This is a genomic window from Arthrobacter sp. SAFR-179 (assembly GCF_059414945.1).
Genome location: NZ_JBPFDM010000001.1, coordinates 65,643 through 81,156, shown reverse-complemented (window position 1 = coordinate 81,156; position 15,514 = coordinate 65,643). Strand labels below are relative to the sequence as shown.

The following is a 15,514-nucleotide window of genomic DNA, read 5'->3' as shown; positions in this document are numbered from 1 at the left end:
GCAGGTACACCGAAAGGAAACCCGGCACCATGGCAGAGACCCCCAACCCCATCCAGATCCAGAAGTTTCTGGGCGGCATCGACTACCCCGCGAAGCGCGACGACCTGCTGTCCCGCGCAAAGGACTCCGGCGCCGACAGCAATGTCATGGAGGCCCTCGAGGCACTCCCCGACCGGGAATACGACAGCCCGACGGCGGTAAGCTCCGCGATTTCGGACAGCAAATCCTAAGACCCCTGCAACGTCAGTCTTAAAACAGTTCGCCGGGGAGGGACACAATAAGCTCCTCCCCGGCGAAGCGAAGCCGGCAGGGACTCCTTATGCGAGTGCGGCACGCACCGGTGCGGGGGCGGCCTTGAGGAGCGCCGCCCACTGCCGGCCAAGGCCCCATACCCGGCCTGCGCCCACTGCAGCGAGGGCGATCATGGCCGAGGCATAGATGACGTGCTCATCCAGGACAGGGTTGGTCTTGATGGGCAGGGCACTGAGCCACATGAGGAGCATCAGGATGCTGCCCCCAACGGCGGCTGCGCGGAGGGCGATTCCCAGCGCGAGTGCTGCTCCGACGAGGAGGAGGCCGAGCATGAACGCGACATCAACGGCCGGGTTGCCGGCGAGCGGCTGGAAGGCCGGAGCAAGTGATCCTTTCAGGCTGCCGAGGTAACCGGCAGTGGGCGATCCCCCGGCCAACCAGCTCTTGGCGGCGGGCGTAGCGAACCCGAACCCAAGCGTTTTATCCACGAACGCCCAGAGGAGAATCGCACCAAGCAGGATGCGTAAGACGGCGAGTGCGCGGCCGGCCGGGGCGTCGGATGCGGTGCCTGTCCCGGGCTGGACAGCGGCAGGGTGGGCAGCGGTGGAACGGGCAGGGGCATCCTGTTTGAGCATCTCGGGGGGGCATGGGACTCCTTTGGTAGTGAGTGCATGGGTGATTAAGCAAGCAAAATGTGACCTAATTCCAAATTAGCTTAGATGCTTAGGCTAGCCTTACCAAACATGTCCATTTTTGTCGCGGCAGCAAGCCCCCGGCTGATTTGCGGCAGCGCTACGCTGGCGGCATGCCTTCCCTTTCCGCCCTGCTCCCCACCCTCGTGGCCGTCGCCATCCTGGCGGCACTTACGGTTGGCATCCTCCGGGCGGCGCGGACGCCGCCGTACCTCTCCCCTGCCCTGGCCATCCTCCGCGGGGCTGCCCAGCTCGCTGCCATCAGCCTGGTGCTGGGCGGCGTCATCAGCAGCCCGCTCTGGGTGGGGGCGGCCCTGCTGGTCATGTTCAGCGTCGCTTCCGTGACGGCTACGCGGCGGCTCACCTGGTCCTGGCGGCGCTTTGCCCTGGTGGCCGCGACCATGGCTGCCGGCATCCTGGTGACCCTCGCCGTCGTCTTTGGTACGGGCGCCATCGAGTCCGCGCCGCGGTACCTGCTGGCCGTGGGCGGAATCGTGATCGGCAACTCCATGACCATCGCCACCCTCGCCGGGCGCCGCTTCTTTGAAGCCGTGGTGGAGCAGTGGGACCAGGTGGAGGGCTGGCTGGCGCTGGGCGCGACGCCCCGGCAGGCAACCCTGGTCCAGGCCCGGCAGGCGGTGCATTCGGCCCTGATCCCGTCCACGGACCAGACCAAGACCACCGGCCTGGTCACCCTGCCCGGCGCGTTCGTGGGCGCGATCTTCGGCGGCGCCTCGCCCCTGGAGGCCGGCCGGTTCCAGGTGGTGGTGCTGGCTTCGATCATGGCGGCCGGGTCCATCACCGCCGTCGCGCTCATCCGCTCGCTGGGCAACGTGAGGGTGCGGCCCGTGCCGCTGTAGGTCGTTGACGACACGCCACGGCGTTCCGCGGTGGTACCGTGGCCGCTATGCATCTGAAGGCTTACCAGCGCGGCACCCCATCGCCCCGCCGGAAGAATAAGCCGGGCCCGCCGTCAAGCGGCAGCAACGCCATGACCGGCGCCGCCTCCTGGCTGCGCGGCCTGCCGCACCTGGTGCGCCGGGCCGCGCCCCGCCACCCCGCCCAGCTGATTGTCCTGGGTTTCGCGCTGGCCATCGGAGGAGGAACGGGACTCTTGATGCTGCCGGCGGCCAAGGCCGGAGCCGGCGCCGCCTCCCTCCTGGAAGCCCTGTTCACGGCCACTTCGGCGGTCTGTGTCACCGGGCTGATCACCGTGGACACGCCCGTGTTCTGGACAGGGTTCGGGCAGGCCGTCATCCTTGTGCTGATCCAAATAGGCGGCTTTGGCGTGATGTCCTTCGGCACGCTCCTGGGCGTGTTCGCGGCAAGAAGGCTGGGCCTGCGTTCGCGGATGCTGGCGGCTGCGGAAACCAAAAGCGTGGGCTTCGGCGACGTCCACCGGGTCCTGGTGGGCGTCTTCCTGATCACCTTCATTGTGGAGGGAACCCTGGCCGGAATCCTCACCCTGCGGTTCCTGGCGGGTTACGGCTATCCTCCCGGGGAGGCCATCTGGCATGGCGTCTTCCATGCCGTCTCCGCCTTCAACAATGCCGGATTCGCTCTCTACACGGACAACCTGATGGGTTTCGCGGGCGACCCGTGGGTCCTCCTGCCGATCGCTGCCGGCGTGATCATTGGCGGCCTTGGCTTCCCGGTGCTGTTTGAGCTGCGGCGGCAGTACCGGCGGCCCGTCTTCTGGAGCATGAACACCAAACTGGTGCTGGTGGGCACGGCCCTGCTCCTGGTGCTCGGCACGGCCTTCCTGACCGCCGTCGAATGGGCCAACAGCGCAACCCTCGACGGGCTGGCCCCGGGCGAACGGCTCATGAACGGCTTTTTCCAGTCCGTCATCACCCGCACCGCCGGCTTCAACACCGTGGACATTGGCCAGATGCACCCGGTTTCCTGGATGGGCATGGACATCCTGATGTTCATCGGTGCCGGCCCGGCCGGTACCGCTGGCGGCCTGAAGATCACCACCTTCGCAGTGCTGTTCTTCATCCTGTCGACCGAACTGCGCGGCGGCACCGCCGTCAACATCTTCGGCAAGCGGCTCTCCCGGGCCGTGCACCGGCAGGCCATCACCGTGGTGCTGCTCGCCATCGCCGTGGTCACCGCCGCCACCATGTTCCTGATGCTGATCACCGATTTCGGGCAGGAACGGATCCTCTTCGAGGTGGTCTCCGCATTCGCGACGGTGGGGATGTCCACGGGCATCACCGCGGCCATGCCGCCGTCCGGCCAGGTGGTCCTGATCCTGCTGATGTTCATCGGCCGCCTGGGTCCGGTCACGCTCGGCACGGCACTGGCGGTGCGCAGCAGGCCCATTATGTACGAATACCCCAAGGAAAGGCCCCTCATTGGTTAAGGACATGTTCACCCGGAAAGCCGGGCGCGTGGCGCAGGCGGACTCCGTGGTCGTCATCGGCCTGGGCCGCTTCGGCGGCGCGCTGGCGCTGGAGCTGGAAGCCCAGGGCACCGAAGTGCTGGGCATCGACAGCGACGAGGACATTGTCCAGTCCTACAACGGCAGGCTGACACATGTGGTGCGCGCCGATTCCACCAAGGAGGAGGTGCTGCGCCAGCTGTCCGTCCACGAATTCGACCGCGCCGTGGTGGGCATCGGCACCGACCTGGAGGCCAGCATCCTCACCACCTCCCGGCTGCTGACCTTCAAGCACCCGCAGATCTGGGCCAAGGCCATCAGCGAACCCCACGCCGAAATCCTGGTCCAGCTGGGCGTCGAAAACGTCATCCGTCCCGAGCATGACATGGGCAAGCGGGTGGCGCACCTGGTGCGTGGTTCCATCCTTGACTACGTGGAATTCGAAGATGACTTTGTCATGATCCGCACCCAGCCGCCGTCCGAGGCGAGGAACCGGCCCCTGGGCGTGCTGGGCCTGCGGGACCAGTACGGAATCACCATCGTCGCCGTCAAGAGGCCCGGCTCGACTTGGCAGCACACCACTGCACAAACCGTCCTTTACGACGACGACCAGATCATCGTGCAGGGCCCCAAGAACCTTGCTGAGCGGTTCAGCACGATGCTGTAGGCCGGGTGCAGACGGGCGGCGATCGAAGCCCTGTAGTCCGCGGGGCCGGTGCACTACCCTGAGGGGGTGGCTCAGCCTACGGTTCTGATTTGCGGGGCAGGCATTGCCGGACCCACCCTGGCGTTCTGGCTGGCCCGGCATGGATTCGCACCGACCCTGGTGGAACGGTCCGGCGGCCTGCGGTCCAGCGGCAACCCGGTGGACGTCCACGGAGACGCCACCGGCATCGCGCGGCGCATGGGTGTCCTCCCCCGCCTGCAGGCGGCCGCCACCCGGGCGCCGGGACTGACCTTCGTGACCCCGTCCGGGCGCAGGATCGGCCCGCTCCGGCTTGGCCGTCCCCGCGGGGACGACGTGGAGGTACCGCGGGCAGACCTCGCGGCGGTCCTCTGCGAGGCAGCCGCGGACGGCACCGAGTTCCTGTTTGGGGATTCAGTCACCGCGCTGGAGGCGGACGACGGCGGCGTGGACGTTGCGTTCGAACGCTCAGCGCCGCGGCGGTTCCACCTGGTGGTGGGCGCCGACGGAGTGCACTCCACCGTCCGCAGGCTGGCCTTTGGCCGGGAGGCAGACTTTGTCCGCCCGCTTGGCCTGTACATTGCCACGCTCTCCCTCGGGCGGCCGGCGGCCGGCCCCGCCACGGTCCTCATGTACAACCAGCCAGGCTTGTCGCTGACCATCCACCCCGTCCGTGGAACTGCCGGTGCCGGATTCATCTTCCGGGGACCAAAGCATCCCGGCGCCGGGTACCGGGACCCGGAGGCCCAAAGGGAGATCGTGGTAAACGCGTATGCCCGGCACGTTTGGCCTGTGCCGGAGTTGCCCCACCTGGCCGGCCAGGTACGCAACGCGCCGGACCTCTACTTCGATGCCGTCAGCCAGGTGCGGCTGCCGGGCTGGTCCCGCGGGCGGGTGGTCCTGCTGGGCGATGCAGCCTCCTGCGTGTCCCTGTTCGGGGATGGTTCCAGCATGGCCATGGTGGGCGCCGCCACCCTGGCGGAGGAGTTGGGAGCAAGCCGCGGCGACCCCACCGCGGCGTTCCACCGGTACGAAACCCGCCACCGCAAGCTGGTGGCCTCGCGCCAGCGCGGGTACCAGCTCGGAGCGGCCTTACTCGTTCCCGCTTCCCGTGCCGGCCTCACCGTCCGGAACCTCGCCGTCCGTCTGCTCCCGGGATGATCGCTTCGCCGGAAACCTTCGCGGCATCAACGCCCGGCGGCCCGGATCTGCCATGATGGTGCGATGTGTGAGCACCCCATCCGCAGCCAGGACATCACCATCGCCGGCAGCGCTTTCCCCGCACCTTCAGGCCTCCCGCGGTGACGGTGAAAGAGCTGGCCAGGGACGCCGTCCTGGCCAGGACCGGACTCCCCACGCCCGGGCCGGGTTTGGACATCGCCGTCCCGATTCCCTCCCAGCGGCTGCAGAACCTGGTGGAACTGGCCAGGACGCTGTGCGACCAACCGGTCACCGCGATCAACATCATCACCGAGAACCTGCAGTACCAGGTGGCAACGGCGGGCATGGAACCCTACCTGTGTTCCCGGGAAGATTCGATGTGCGCCGTGGGCTTCCTCAACGGGACCCCCACTGTCCTGGAAGACGCCTCCCTTGATCCGCGCTACAGCAACAACCCCTATGTGGACGGCCGGCGGGGCGAGGTCAGGTTCTACGCGTCCATCCCACTGGTGGCCGAGGACGGCTTTGTCCTGGGCACGCTCTGCGCGGGTGCAAGGGAAACCGGGCAGCTGAGCGACCGGCAGCTCAAGGGCCTGGAAATCCTCGCCGCCGAAATCGTCGAGGCCCTGCAGCTTGAGCACCGCGCCCGCCAGCTGGCCGATGCGCTGGCCGAGGCCCAGCGGAGCAACACGCTGCTGGCAGAGTTCGCCGGCCGAATCAGCCATGACCTCCGCAACCCGCTCACCTCCGTCCTGGGCTACGTTGAACTGGCCCGGGACGATGCCGAAGCGCTGGAGGACCGCCAGATCGCGGAGTACCTGGACGTGGTGGCCAATTCCGGCCAGCGCATGCTGTCCATGGTCAGTGATGTCCTGTCCTACGCCACCATCGGCGGGGACATCCGGCCAACCTGCCTTTCCCTGCCGGACCTGGTCCGGGACGTAACGCAGGACCTGGCGGCCAGCATCGAAGAGTACGGCGCCTCGATTGAATGCGGCGACCTGGCCTTCACGGCAGATCCCGTCCAGATGCGCGTGCTGCTGCAGAACCTGGTCCACAATGCCATCACCTACAGCCGGCCCGGCGCTCCTCCCGTTATCCACATCACCGGCCACCGTGCAGAGGACGGAACAACCCTGCGGGTGATCGACAACGGCAAAGGCATCAGCGAAGCAGACCGGAAACGCGTCCTGGACCCCCTGGTCCGCCTGCACCGGGAGGACGACCCGCCAGGCACGGGCCTGGGCCTGGCCACCGCTGCCCGGATCGCCGCCGCGAGCGGAGGACGGCTCGACATCGGACCGGTGCCCGGGGACGGCACCATGGTCACCATCCACCTGGGTGCCAACAGCTGACGGAACACCTCAGGGCTGGTCCTTCAGGGCACGGACGAAGGGCGCCTTCCCCAGGGCAGTCCGTTCAAGCCGCGCCACCACCTGAACGTCCACGCTGATGTCCAGCGCGCCGGCGGCGAGGAGGGCGCCTGCCACTGCCGCCCGGACTCCTTCCACCGATTGCCCGGGCGTGAGTCCTGCCAGCAGTACCCGCAGCCCGGTGGGTACCTGGATTACCTGCCAGCCTGCGATGGCGGCCTGGTCCAGGACATCGTGGAAGACGATGGGGTGCACGCTGACGGTACCTGTCCTGCCGGGCAGGTGCAGGACGTCCTCGATGCGCCCTTCAATGTCTTCCATCAACGTGAAGGAGCGTCCGCAGGGGCAGCCCCTGCCGTCCAGCCTTACGGTGTCGGACATCTCGTACCTGATCAACGGCAGGGTGCGCGAGAACAGGACGGTGACCAGGAGCCTGGCCCCGGTTGTCCCGGCGGGGACCGGGTTGCCTGCCTGGTCCACGGGCTCGATAATCACGAGGTCCTCGTAAACGTGCCGGTTCCGGTAGGCGCAGGGGGATGCGATTCCGGCCGTTTCGGTGGCGGCGTAGACGTCGAACGGGGCGCTTCCCCATGCCGCTTCCAGTTCTGATGCGGTGTGGGGGCTGAGCACTTCGGAGGCTGACATGACCCCCTGCGGCGCGATGTGCAACCGCCCCGCCTGCTGTTCTGCGGCGAGGGGTTTGAGGGCTGAGGCGTAGCCGACGAGGATCCTGGGCTGGAACCGGTTCAGCGCGGCGACGTTTTCATCCATGGGAGCGGTTACGTCCAGGCGGAGGGTGGGGATCACCCCGGAGCGCACGGATGCACCGACGACGGCCGACTGGTGGGTGGGTACGCGCGAGCTGACCAGGGCAACCTTCAGCGGCAGGGCCAGCCGGGCGTAGAGTCCGGCCCAGTCATTCGCGCGGGCGTACGAGGCCAGCACGGCAGCCCACTCCGCGCGGTTCCAGACAAAGATCCCGCGGCGGCCGGTGGTCCCGGCCGTCGCCGCCGCCCACCACCGGCCCCGCCACGGCCGGCCGGGATCCCCGCCGCTCCCGGCCAGGGACCGCAGATGCTCCTCCAGTGCCGCCAGCGTCAGGTCCGGGGTGGTGATGGCCTCGTCGAAATGCGCCATCAGGTCGGCTTTGGTCACCGGCGGCAGCTGATCCAGCGGAGCGTCATGCAGGCCCGCGTGATGGCGGCGGTAGAACTCCGAACCGGCGTAGGCGGCCCGGCGCAGCTCCTTCAGGGCGTGGTCCTGATGGGCTGCGATCCGGGCAGCGTCCCAGCGGTCCCGCCTCCGCAACGCGGCCCGCAGGAACAGCACATGGGAGACAAGGCGGAGATCCATGGTGCGCCGCCTAATGGCCTGTCAGCCCTGTTTGACCAGCGCTGCCTCCAGGGTGATCTTCACCTTGTCGCTGACCAGCACGCCGCCCGCTTCAAGGGCCGCGTTCCAGGTCAGCCCGAATTCCTTGCGGCTGATTTCAGCCTCGGCGGAAAAGCCGGCCCGGGTGGCGCCGAAGGGGTCCACGGCAACACCGGTGAACTCCACCTCGAGCTCCACGGGACGGGTGACGCCCTTGATGGTCAGGTCCCCTGTCAGGGTGTATTCCTCGCCGTCCCCTTCGATGTGGGTGCCGCGGAACGTCATCTCCGGATACTGCTCGACGTCGAAGAAATCCGCACCCTTCACGTGTGCATCGCGGTTGCGGTCCCCGGAGTCAAAACTGGCAGTGGACACCGTGGCGTGGACCGAGGACTCTTCCAGGGAATGCCCCACCCGGGCCTCGGCGCTGGCCTCGGTGAAGCGGCCGCGCACCTTGCTGATTCCGGCATGGCGGACGCTGAAGCCGATCTCGCTGTGCGACATGTCCAGGAGCCATGTTCCTGGCGTGAGTTCCTTGGGAAGGGTCATTGTCATTCTCCTTACTCGTAGGGCCGCAGGCTTCGCTGCCCGCTACAGGCGCAAAGATTACGGATGCCCCTAAATATTCCCCATAAAACCCGCAGATATAAGGGGGCCGGGTGAACCGGGAGGGAACTTCCGGCGTATACATAGGCGTGGCACTACGACTATTGACCGCACTGGCGCTGTTCATCGATGCCGGCGTCCATCTCTTCCTGGCCCCGGGTTACCGGGACGCGCAGCCGGGCACCGTCAGCCAGGGCACCCTGTTCCTCCTTGAAGCGGCCGCCGCCGTGGTGGCCGGGATCTGGGTGCTGGTGCGGGGCAGCCGCGCCGCCTATGCACTGGCTTTGGCTGTGGCACTCAGCGCGTTCGCCGCCGTCGTGCTCTATGCTCTGGTGGACATCCCGGCCATCGGGCCGATCCCGGCCATGTACGACCCCGTCTGGTTCTTCTCCAAAACCCTCAGCGCCGTTGCTGAGGGAGCCGGGACCCTGCTGGCGCTCGCCGGCCTGGTCCGCGCCGGCCGCAGGGGAAGGCCCGACGCCGGCAGCAGCTTCCCGGCGAAACGCCGCCGGCCGTGATGATCACCGCAGCCGTTGCTGCCATGCGGGTGGAGGCGGCAGATGAGCGCAGCTGACCGGGCGATGCCCGACGCCGCAGCCACCCTTGCCGCCTACATCCTGGCGGCCCTCTGGCTGTCGTCCCTGTCCGCCTCCGGCTTGGTTCCCCAGCTGGCAGGCGTGTGCGCAGGCGCCCTGGTGACCGCGGGCGCCGTCGGCTCTGTCCTGCGGCGCATCCCGCGCTTCTCCACTCCGGCAGACCGCGTCACCCTGCTGCGCGCCGTCCTGGTGGCGCTCTGCGCCGTGGTGGCGGTTCCGCAACTGTTCACCGGCCGCGGCACGGAACTCCTCCTGCCGGTCCTGGGCGGCATTGCCTTCCTTCTGGACGGGGTGGACGGAGCGGTGGCGCGGCGGACAGGAACAGCTTCGCCGGCGGGGGCACGCTTCGATGCCGCCACCGACGCCGCCCTGGTGCTGGTGTTGTCCGTCGCGGCCGCCCCGGTGGCGGGGCCCTGGACCGTGGCGATCGGGGGCATGTACTACGCGTTCGTGGCGGCCGGGTTCTTCCGGCCCCACCTGCGCGCTGCGTTGCCGCCCAGTTTTTCCCGCAAGGCAATAGGCGCCTTCCAACCGCTGGCGCTGCTGGTGGCGCTTCTCCCCGGCATGCCGCTGGCCGCCGCCTTCCCGGCGGTGGCGCTTGCCCTGCTCACGTTCTCCTTCACACGGGATGTGGTCCAGTTGGAAGCGCTTCACCGTTCGGGGCTGCTGGACGCCGGCCTGGCCCGGACCGGACCTACCGCGCGTTAGCCAGGTGGCCCAGCATGGCATCGGCCACAGCGTCCGGTGAATCCTCGGTGGGGATGTGCTTGCCGTCCACCTCCACCAGGTCCGCGTTGGGGATCTCTTTCACGTAGCGGCGGGCGAACTCAATCTTTTGGAAGTCGTCGTCACGGCCCCAGACCAGGCGCGTGGGAATGGCCGCCTCCTTGAGGGCCGGCACCAGGTCCAGGGTGTAGCGCGCATCAGCCGCCGCAGCCATGGCCATCCAGGACCGGGCCCTCGCCGGAGACTGCCAGGGAGAAAGATAATCCTCCAGCTCGTCCTCAGTCAGGGTCCGCAGCGCGCAGGCCTGGGTGGATTTGCGGCGCGCGGCGAGGAGATCCTCCTCCGTCGTGTTCCGGCGCACCTCGGGGTCCTTGAAGCGTTCGACGGCGGGCACCGGCCAGGAGTCGAACATGACGGCGTTCATCAGCACCATCTTCCGGATTCTTCCGCTGGTGGCGGCGAGCTGCTGTGCCACGCCACCGCCGATGTCATGCGCGGCAACGTCGAACTGCCCGATCCCCAGGGCGTCCGCGGCCCGAAGCACTGTCTGCGCCAGGGCCGGGACGGTGGCCTGCCCAACGTCCAGTTCTCCCCCGCTGCGGCCGAACCCCGGAAAGTCCAGGGCGTAGCAGCGGCTTTGGGTGGCCAGTGCCGGCAGGACGGGCTGCCACACGCGGCTCCAGAACGTGCCGTGCAGCAGGATCAGCGGCGGGGCGGCTTCGTCTCCGGCGGTGAGGCAGGACAGCGGAACGCCATCCACGTCAACGGTGCGGCGCTCAACGGTCTGTACTGCCATGGGTGGTCTCCGTTTCCGATGGGATGTGCGCTGTCAGTGGCGTGCCTACGCCGCGAGTACCGCGGGCAGTTCCGTCAGCGCGCTGATGGTGATGTCCGGGGCCTGGAAGTAGGACGGGTAGCGCGCGCCGGTCCTGTTCAGCCAGGCAGTCCGGAGCCCGGCCCTTGCTGCTCCGTGGATGTCCCAGGGGTGCACGGCGACCAGGAGCATGTTTGACGGCTCCGCTTGGGCCGATGCTGCAGCGTACTCATAGGCGGCGCGGCCCGGCTTCCACGCGGGGGCGTCCTCCACGGACAGGAGCAGCTCAAAGTGCTCCCTGATGCCGCCGGCTGCAAACAGTTTGTTGGTGTTGGCTGCCGCCCCGTTGGTCAGGGTGATCAGCCGGTGCCCGGCGGCGGCCAGGGCATGCACTCCGTCCGGGACGTCCGGGTGGAGTGAAAGGTTCTGCATGGCCGTCATGATCCGTTCGACGGCGGCATCCAGGTTCCCGGAGATCCCTTCGGCTGCCAGCAGGGTGCGGAGGGCTTCGGCGCCGATGGCCGCGAAGGCTTCGTTATCGCCGCTGGCCGTGAGGGCGAAGCCGTCCCGCAGCAGGGTGGCGAACCAGAGTCTGGCCAGTTCCCGGGGCGCCCCGATCTGCGCGAATGCTTCGCCGAGCGGGGCCATGTCCGACAGGGTCTCGTTGACGTCGAAAACAATAACCAGCGGTTGGGTGGGCATGGGCTTCCCTTCCTGTTCCGGATGCGGACTTAGGGCGCTACTTGGCGGGGTACTGGCTGGAGCGCAGCAGGCGGGCCAGGTGCACGGCGTTGCGGGCCAGCCCGGCATTGGTGGAGGCCACCGGGTCCGGTACCTGGTCAAGGTCCTTGAAGTCCACGGTCTGCATGGCCTCGCCCACCCAGTAGGTGCCACCCTGCGCCGGCAGGCTGAAGCCGACGTCGTTCAGGCCCTGCATCATGTCGGCGATGACCTTGTGCGCCCCGTCCTCGTTGCCCACCACGGCTACCGTGGCCACTTTTCCGTACATGACGGGCCGGCCGTCGTCGTCCGTTTCGGACAGGTCGGCATCCAGGCGCTCCATGACCTGCTGGGCAACGCTGCAGGGGTGGCCCATCCAGATGGGGGTGGACAGGACCAGGATGTCCGCCGCCAGGATCCGCTCGCGGATGGTTGGCCACTGGTCGCCGTTGCCCATGTCCACCTGCACGCCGCGCTTCACGTCATAGTCCACGATCCGCAAAGACTCCGTGGCGACCCCCTGGCCTTCCAGCTCATCCAGGATGTGCTGTGCCATCAGCTCACTGCTGGAGGGCTCCGGGGAAGGGGTCAGGGTGCAAACGAGGGCAAGAGCGGACAGTTCGGACATCGGCGGAAGCTCCCTTGATGGCTGCAACAGATAGTCAGGCTACTTAGCAGTAGATCACATAGCTGCTGCGGGCACTACCGCCCACTGGCGGCAGGGAACTACCCGTGACGTCTTACTCGGCCGATCCCCCAAGACTGGCGAGGGCCTTCCGAAGCCGCGTGCCGGCGTCGTCCGCTACTTCTTTGACCGCGGCAGCGCTGCTGAGCTGGACCATCGCCTGGGGGTCGATGGCCTCGACGGTGGTCTCGTTGGCGTCGGCCTTTCGGCGCACCACTACGTTGCAGGGCAGCAATGCCCCCATCTCCGGCTCAGCGGCGAGGGCGCGGCTGGCGAGGGCCGGATTGCACGCACCCAGGATGACATAATCCCCGACGGCGTCCGCGGCTTCGGCGCCAAGCTTGGCTTCGAAGGTGGAACGGACATTGATCTCCGTCAGGATCCCGAAGCCCTGCGCCGCAAGGGCCTCACGGGTGCGGTCCACTGCTTCGGCCCAGGGCAGGGAGACGGTGGTGGCCAGGGTGTAGGTCATGATGCTCCTCGGAGTTGCTCGACGGTCCGCTGCTTGGGCGGTTGATTAGGCGAGGGAGAGGAAAAGCTTCTCCAGGTCCTTCCGGTCCATGCTTTGGTCCTTCTGCGTGATGCACTGCTCCAGCCCGGTGGCGATGATGGCAAAGCCGGCGCGGTCAAGAGCCTTGGATACGGCCGCCAGTTGGGTGACGACATCCTTGCAGTCGCGGCCTTCCTCAAGCATGCGGGTGACGGCGGCGAGTTGGCCTTGCGCGCGCTTAAGGCGGTTGATCACGGGGGTCAGTTCGGTGGGGTTCAGTTCCATAAGGGGTCTCCAATGGTGAAAGGCTTGCCTCCAACTATATACCCCCATGGGTGTTTTGACTACCCCTGGGGGTATCTGTAATACTCGGTGGGGTATCCAACCCGCCCCCTTCCGAGAGGCCACCAATGACTTCCCCTTCCAAGGCGCCCGCCGCGACCGCACTCGCCCCTGAGACCCTGCAGTCCTGGTTCACTGAGCACCAGGACCTCGTGGTGATCGACGTACGTTCCGCCGCCGAATTCGAATCCATGCACATCCGCGGCTCCTACAACGTGCCGCTTCCGCTGCTCTCCGAGCACACCGACGAGCTCGCTGCCCGGCTGGGCTCCCGCGTGGTCCTGGTCTGCCAGTCCGGCGTCCGTGCCGAGCAGGCCCGCCAGCGCATGGCCACCGTTGGCCTCGACACCGCCTACGTCCTCACCGGCGGGGTTCCCGGCTTCGCTGCCGCCGGCGGCGACGTGGTCAAGGGCAAGGACCGCTGGGACCTGGAGCGCCAGGTCCGCCTGGCCGCAGGCTCCCTGGTGATGCTGGGCCTGGCGGGCGGCAAGTTCGTCTCCCCCAAGGTCCGCATGCTGGCCGGCGCCATCGGCACCGGGCTGACGTTCTCGGCCGCCACCAACACGTGCGCCATGGGCAAGGCCCTCTCGGCCATGCCGTGGAACAAGGCTGCCAAGGAGCCCACCCGCGAAAGCGCCATCCTGCAGCTGCCGCTCCCCTCAGCTGAAGAGGGCGCCGCGGCATGATTCCGGCCCTGGGCCTGGGGCTCGTCGTCGGCATCGTCCTGGGTGTCGTGGGCGGCGGCGGGTCCATCATCGCCGTTCCGGCCCTGGTGTACGGGGTAGGCATGAGCCCCGCCCAGGCCATTCCCACGTCGCTGCTGGTGGTGGGGATATCCTCCCTGGCAGCCCTGCTTCCCCGGGTCCGGGAGGGCCTGAACTGGCCCGTGATCGCGCTGGTCGGGAGCGCCGGGATTCCGGCAGCCTGGGCCGGTGCAGCGGTGGGCAAGCTGTTGGACCCGAACATCCTGATGCTGGCATTCGCCGTGATCATGGTGGCCGCCGGCATCAGGATGCTCATGAAGACCCGCGAAACCGAGGGGTCCTGCAGCACCGGGCCACACCGGGCGTTCCGGTCCTGCGCCCCCAAGGCCGTAGGCGTTGGACTGCTCGTCGGGTTTCTCACCGGACTGCTCGGCGTGGGCGGGGGCTTCCTCATCACCCCCGCGCTGACCATCTTCCTGGGCCTGCGCATGAAGCAGGCCGTTGGAACATCCCTGGCAATCATCGTGGTCAACTCCGCCGCCGGGTTCAGCGCCCACGCAGCGGGCTACACCATCGACTGGGCCACCACCCTGGCGTTCGCAGTGCCGGCCATTGTGGGATCCGTGGTTGCCGCCCGGTTTGCCCGCCGCCTGCACGACAAGCACATCCGCATTTCGTTCGCGGTACTCATCTTCGCCGTCGCGGCGTGGGTCACCGCCGGCACGGTCACCGCCTGACCCACCCAACAGGAGATCACCATGGGACTTCTCGACTCCCTCAAGAAGGCCTTCAGCAAGCCCTACAAGACCATATCCGTGGCACAGGCCAAGGAACTCATGGGTTCCGGCGCCACCCTCATCGACGTCAGGTCAGCCCAGGAGTGGCGGACCGGCCGGGCGCCGCAAGCCAAGCACATGCCCCTGGACCGGCTGCAGGCCAGCACCGCCGGCATCCAGAAAACCCGGCCGGTCATCGCCATCTGCGCCTCCGGAGTACGGTCCGCCTCGGCAGCACGGCTTCTCGCAGCCAAGGGCTACGACGCCTACTCGATCCGCGGCGGCATGGCCGCCTGGCGTCAAGCCGGCGAACCAGTCCGCTGACCCAGCTCCACCCCACCAGCCACAAACCATTTCAAAGGAGAACCACCATGGCTGAAATCACCATCACCGAAGCCGACCACCGCCGCAACACTGCCCGGATCCTCGACGTCCGCGAGGACTTCGAAGTCGCCGAAGGCATGATCCCGGGTGCCCTGCACATCCCCATGGGCCAGCTGCAGGCCCGCTTGGGCGAGCTGGACCCGGCCGTCCCCGTCATCGCTGTCTGCCGCAGCGGCAACCGCAGCGCCGCCGTCGCCGATGCCCTGAACGGCGTCGGCTACAAGGCGGACACCATGGCCGGCGGCATGACCGCCTGGACCCGCGCCGGACTCCCCACCACCTAATCCCTGCCGTACCAAAACCGGCCCGAAAGGACACGACAGACCATGGCAACCATCGACATCACCAACCAATCCTTCGCCCAGACCCTGGAGGCCAACGACATCGTCTTCGTTGACTTCTGGGCAGCATGGTGCGGCCCCTGCCGCATGTTCGCACCCACCTACGGCGCCGCCGCCGAACGGCACCCTGACATCACATTCGCCAAAGTGGACACCGAAGCCGAACAGGCCCTCGCCGCCGCCGCAAACATCACGTCCATCCCCACGTTGATGGCCTTCAAGGACAAGACCCTCGTCTTCTCCCAGCCCGGCGCGCTCAACGCCACCGGCCTGGAGGAAGTCATCCAGGCAGTCAAGAACCTGGACATGGCCACACTCCGGGCCGAAGCCGGACACCAGCACGCCTGACCCATAGGGCTAAAACAGTCGCAGCTCCCTCGTTGCGGTATACCCCCCGGGGTATCTATACT

The 15,514-nt window shown here is 67.7% G+C and carries 21 protein-coding genes; 13 read left to right on the top strand and 8 right to left on the bottom strand.

All coding sequences use genetic code 11. The features are described from left to right. The first annotated feature begins 29 nt into the window (after positions 1-29). A complete protein-coding gene (locus ACR65K_RS00430) occupies positions 30-230 on the top strand; it encodes a DUF2795 domain-containing protein (protein WP_440150886.1) in 201 nt (66 codons plus the stop codon). Positions 231-317: 87 nt separating this feature from the next. Here the strand turns inward: ACR65K_RS00430 and ACR65K_RS00425 are convergent, their stop codons facing one another. Next, positions 318-887: a hypothetical protein gene (locus ACR65K_RS00425; protein WP_440150885.1), complete on the bottom strand. Its 570-nt coding sequence runs from the start codon at positions 885-887 to the stop codon at positions 318-320. 170 nt (positions 888-1,057) lie between these two features. Between ACR65K_RS00425 and ACR65K_RS00420 the strand changes: the two genes are divergently transcribed. From ACR65K_RS00420 to ACR65K_RS00400, 5 genes are all read left to right on the top strand, one after another. After that, on the top strand, positions 1,058-1,804 hold the full coding sequence (locus tag ACR65K_RS00420) for an ABC transporter permease (RefSeq protein ID WP_440150884.1): 747 nt from the start codon (positions 1,058-1,060) through the stop codon (positions 1,802-1,804). Positions 1,805-1,935: 131 nt separating this feature from the next. Then, positions 1,936-3,312: a TrkH family potassium uptake protein gene (locus tag ACR65K_RS00415; RefSeq protein WP_440151450.1), complete on the top strand. Its 1,377-nt coding sequence runs from the start codon at positions 1,936-1,938 to the stop codon at positions 3,310-3,312. Beyond that, positions 3,305-3,997: a potassium channel family protein gene (locus tag ACR65K_RS00410; RefSeq protein WP_440150882.1), complete on the top strand. Its 693-nt coding sequence runs from the start codon at positions 3,305-3,307 to the stop codon at positions 3,995-3,997. Before ACR65K_RS00415 ends, ACR65K_RS00410 begins: the two co-directional genes overlap by 8 nt. Positions 3,998-4,063: 66 nt before the next feature. Further along, complete coding sequence (locus ACR65K_RS00405) at positions 4,064-5,176, top strand: FAD-dependent monooxygenase (protein WP_440150881.1); 1,113 nt, start codon at positions 4,064-4,066, stop codon at positions 5,174-5,176. Positions 5,177-5,316: 140 nt separating this feature from the next. Further along, positions 5,317-6,531, top strand: a complete 1,215-nt coding sequence (locus ACR65K_RS00400; protein WP_440150880.1) for a sensor histidine kinase — start codon at positions 5,317-5,319, stop codon at positions 6,529-6,531. A gap of 9 nt (positions 6,532-6,540) precedes the next feature. Here the strand turns inward: ACR65K_RS00400 and ACR65K_RS00395 are convergent, their stop codons facing one another. Continuing rightward, positions 6,541-7,902, bottom strand: a complete 1,362-nt coding sequence (locus ACR65K_RS00395; RefSeq protein WP_440150879.1) for a phenylacetate--CoA ligase family protein — start codon at positions 7,900-7,902, stop codon at positions 6,541-6,543. 21 nt (positions 7,903-7,923) lie between these two features. After that, positions 7,924-8,469, bottom strand: coding sequence for a YceI family protein (locus ACR65K_RS00390; protein WP_056329028.1), 546 nt, complete (start codon positions 8,467-8,469; stop codon positions 7,924-7,926). Between the two features lie 146 nt (positions 8,470-8,615). Between ACR65K_RS00390 and ACR65K_RS00385 the strand changes: the two genes are divergently transcribed. After that, entirely contained in the window at positions 8,616-9,044 is a 429-nt protein-coding gene (locus ACR65K_RS00385) for a hypothetical protein (RefSeq protein ID WP_440150878.1), read from the top strand. 42 nt (positions 9,045-9,086) lie between these two features. Further along, positions 9,087-9,830 (top strand): CDP-alcohol phosphatidyltransferase family protein, encoded by a 744-nt coding sequence (locus tag ACR65K_RS00380; protein WP_440150877.1) that lies wholly within the window; start codon positions 9,087-9,089, stop codon positions 9,828-9,830. Here ACR65K_RS00380 and ACR65K_RS00375 read toward each other — a convergent pair. The 5 genes from ACR65K_RS00375 to ACR65K_RS00355 all read right to left on the bottom strand — a co-directional run bounded on the left by ACR65K_RS00375 (position 9,817) and on the right by ACR65K_RS00355 (position 12,842). Further along, on the bottom strand, positions 9,817-10,644 hold the full coding sequence (locus ACR65K_RS00375) for an alpha/beta fold hydrolase (RefSeq protein WP_440150876.1): 828 nt from the start codon (positions 10,642-10,644) through the stop codon (positions 9,817-9,819). The two genes, ACR65K_RS00380 and ACR65K_RS00375, sit on opposite strands and share 14 nt — an antisense overlap. Positions 10,645-10,689: 45 nt before the next feature. After that, entirely contained in the window at positions 10,690-11,364 is a 675-nt protein-coding gene (locus ACR65K_RS00370) for a haloacid dehalogenase type II (protein ID WP_440150875.1), read from the bottom strand. Between the two features lie 37 nt (positions 11,365-11,401). Further along, entirely contained in the window at positions 11,402-12,010 is a 609-nt protein-coding gene (locus ACR65K_RS00365; protein ID WP_440150874.1) for a flavodoxin family protein, read from the bottom strand. Between the two features lie 112 nt (positions 12,011-12,122). Then, the gene (locus ACR65K_RS00360) at positions 12,123-12,539 is read right to left on the bottom strand and encodes a DUF302 domain-containing protein (RefSeq protein WP_440150873.1); all 417 of its coding nucleotides are present in this window, start codon (positions 12,537-12,539) and stop codon (positions 12,123-12,125) included. Between the two features lie 45 nt (positions 12,540-12,584). Beyond that, the gene (locus tag ACR65K_RS00355) at positions 12,585-12,842 is read right to left on the bottom strand and encodes a metal-sensitive transcriptional regulator (RefSeq protein WP_306630159.1); all 258 of its coding nucleotides are present in this window, start codon (positions 12,840-12,842) and stop codon (positions 12,585-12,587) included. 125 nt (positions 12,843-12,967) lie between these two features. Here ACR65K_RS00355 and ACR65K_RS00350 point away from each other — a divergent pair, with 125 nt between their 5' ends. Genes ACR65K_RS00350 through trxA form a run of 5 tightly spaced genes read left to right on the top strand, consistent with a single transcriptional unit; the run spans position 12,968 to position 15,452 of the window. After that, the gene (locus ACR65K_RS00350; protein ID WP_440150872.1) at positions 12,968-13,585 is read left to right on the top strand and encodes a rhodanese-like domain-containing protein; all 618 of its coding nucleotides are present in this window, start codon (positions 12,968-12,970) and stop codon (positions 13,583-13,585) included. Further along, entirely contained in the window at positions 13,582-14,340 is a 759-nt protein-coding gene (locus ACR65K_RS00345; RefSeq protein WP_440150871.1) for a sulfite exporter TauE/SafE family protein, read from the top strand. Before ACR65K_RS00350 ends, ACR65K_RS00345 begins: the two co-directional genes overlap by 4 nt. Before the next feature lie 21 nt (positions 14,341-14,361). Further along, the gene (locus ACR65K_RS00340; RefSeq protein WP_440150870.1) at positions 14,362-14,703 is read left to right on the top strand and encodes a rhodanese-like domain-containing protein; all 342 of its coding nucleotides are present in this window, start codon (positions 14,362-14,364) and stop codon (positions 14,701-14,703) included. A gap of 47 nt (positions 14,704-14,750) precedes the next feature. Continuing rightward, complete coding sequence (locus ACR65K_RS00335) at positions 14,751-15,047, top strand: rhodanese-like domain-containing protein (RefSeq protein WP_440150869.1); 297 nt, start codon at positions 14,751-14,753, stop codon at positions 15,045-15,047. Positions 15,048-15,089: 42 nt separating this feature from the next. After that, complete coding sequence (trxA, locus tag ACR65K_RS00330) at positions 15,090-15,452, top strand: thioredoxin (protein ID WP_440150868.1); 363 nt, start codon at positions 15,090-15,092, stop codon at positions 15,450-15,452. Positions 15,453-15,514 lie beyond the last annotated feature (62 nt).

Bases quoted from the DNA above. Each gene is read 5' to 3' on its own strand.
- ACR65K_RS00390 (WP_056329028.1), bottom strand. From the start codon at position 8,469: ATGACCCTTCCCAAGGAACTCACGCCAGGAACATGGCTCCTGGACATG.
- ACR65K_RS00350 (WP_440150872.1), top strand. From the start codon at position 12,968: ATGACTTCCCCTTCCAAGGCGCCCGCCGCGACCGCACTCGCCCCTGAG.
- ACR65K_RS00360 (WP_440150873.1), bottom strand. From the start codon at position 12,539: ATGACCTACACCCTGGCCACCACCGTCTCCCTGCCCTGGGCCGAAGCA.
- trxA (WP_440150868.1), top strand. From the start codon at position 15,090: ATGGCAACCATCGACATCACCAACCAATCCTTCGCCCAGACCCTGGAG.
- ACR65K_RS00420 (WP_440150884.1), top strand. From the start codon at position 1,058: ATGCCTTCCCTTTCCGCCCTGCTCCCCACCCTCGTGGCCGTCGCCATC.
- ACR65K_RS00345 (WP_440150871.1), top strand. From the start codon at position 13,582: ATGATTCCGGCCCTGGGCCTGGGGCTCGTCGTCGGCATCGTCCTGGGT.
- ACR65K_RS00335 (WP_440150869.1), top strand. From the start codon at position 14,751: ATGGCTGAAATCACCATCACCGAAGCCGACCACCGCCGCAACACTGCC.
- ACR65K_RS00355 (WP_306630159.1), bottom strand. From the start codon at position 12,842: ATGGAACTGAACCCCACCGAACTGACCCCCGTGATCAACCGCCTTAAG.
- ACR65K_RS00365 (WP_440150874.1), bottom strand. From the start codon at position 12,010: ATGTCCGAACTGTCCGCTCTTGCCCTCGTTTGCACCCTGACCCCTTCC.
- ACR65K_RS00370 (WP_440150875.1), bottom strand. From the start codon at position 11,364: ATGCCCACCCAACCGCTGGTTATTGTTTTCGACGTCAACGAGACCCTG.
- ACR65K_RS00415 (WP_440151450.1), top strand. From the start codon at position 1,936: ATGACCGGCGCCGCCTCCTGGCTGCGCGGCCTGCCGCACCTGGTGCGC.
- ACR65K_RS00425 (WP_440150885.1), bottom strand. From the start codon at position 887: ATGCTCAAACAGGATGCCCCTGCCCGTTCCACCGCTGCCCACCCTGCC.
- ACR65K_RS00430 (WP_440150886.1), top strand. From the start codon at position 30: ATGGCAGAGACCCCCAACCCCATCCAGATCCAGAAGTTTCTGGGCGGC.
- ACR65K_RS00395 (WP_440150879.1), bottom strand. From the start codon at position 7,902: ATGGATCTCCGCCTTGTCTCCCATGTGCTGTTCCTGCGGGCCGCGTTG.
- ACR65K_RS00380 (WP_440150877.1), top strand. From the start codon at position 9,087: ATGAGCGCAGCTGACCGGGCGATGCCCGACGCCGCAGCCACCCTTGCC.
- ACR65K_RS00340 (WP_440150870.1), top strand. From the start codon at position 14,362: ATGGGACTTCTCGACTCCCTCAAGAAGGCCTTCAGCAAGCCCTACAAG.
- ACR65K_RS00375 (WP_440150876.1), bottom strand. From the start codon at position 10,644: ATGGCAGTACAGACCGTTGAGCGCCGCACCGTTGACGTGGATGGCGTT.